The organism is Streptomyces boncukensis (assembly GCF_011045075.1).
GTDB lineage: Bacteria > Actinomycetota > Actinomycetes > Streptomycetales > Streptomycetaceae > Streptomyces > Streptomyces boncukensis.
This window is the reverse complement of sequence record NZ_JAAKZZ010001081.1, coordinates 1-650: the sequence shown is the minus strand read 5'-3', so window position 1 is coordinate 650 and position 650 is coordinate 1. Positions and strand designations below refer to the sequence as shown.

The window sequence follows — 650 nt, the reverse complement described above, 5'->3', positions numbered from 1 at the left end:
CTTCTCCCGCCCCTCTTCCGCTCAGCCCGCGGCCTGGCCGGAGGCGGCCTTGTCCGAAGGCGTCGACGGCGGCGTGCTCGGGACCTGCACCTTGCGCGCCTCCAGCGCCCCCGCGAGCTGCCGGAGCTGCTTGAACGGGGCCGTCCCGGTCACCACCGTGGACGCCTTGGAGTCCGCGTCCGGCTTCCGCACCAGCGCGTCGTACTTCGCGCCCTCATACCGCACCCACTCGGTGCCGCCGATGCGCTCGGTCCTGGCGGTCTTCTCGGCGCCCTGGGTGATATCCCTCACATACCGCTCGGGGCGCTTGGCGTCGCTCTGCTCGACCGCCGCGTACTCGTCGTCGGGCGTCATGAAGCCCAGGTGCCAGCGGGACCCCTCGGGCCCCTGGCCCGCCGTGTACCGCACGGACGTGGCGCGCCACTTCTTGGACAGGCCCTCGGGCGCCGCCACCGGGTACGGCGCGGCCCTGCGGGCCGACTTCACCTCGATGTCGTAACTGACCGGCTTGACCGGGTCCTTGCCCTCGTCGTGCGGGATGAACTGGTAAATCACCCCGGCGGCGAGCACGATCACCGCGAGGGAGATCACCATGTCCCGTACGGTCTGGATGCCGCGCTTCTTGTCTGCTGCCACGCCCCCTGTCTCTT

General features: G+C 70.9%; 1 protein-coding gene. It reads right to left on the bottom strand.

All coding sequences use genetic code 11. The features are described 5' to 3' along the window. Positions 1 to 21 precede the first annotated feature (21 nt). Complete coding sequence (locus G5C65_RS38040; RefSeq protein ID WP_206442745.1) at positions 22 to 594, bottom strand: DUF4245 domain-containing protein; 573 nt, start codon at positions 592 to 594, stop codon at positions 22 to 24. Between the last annotated feature and the right edge of the window lie 56 nt (positions 595 to 650).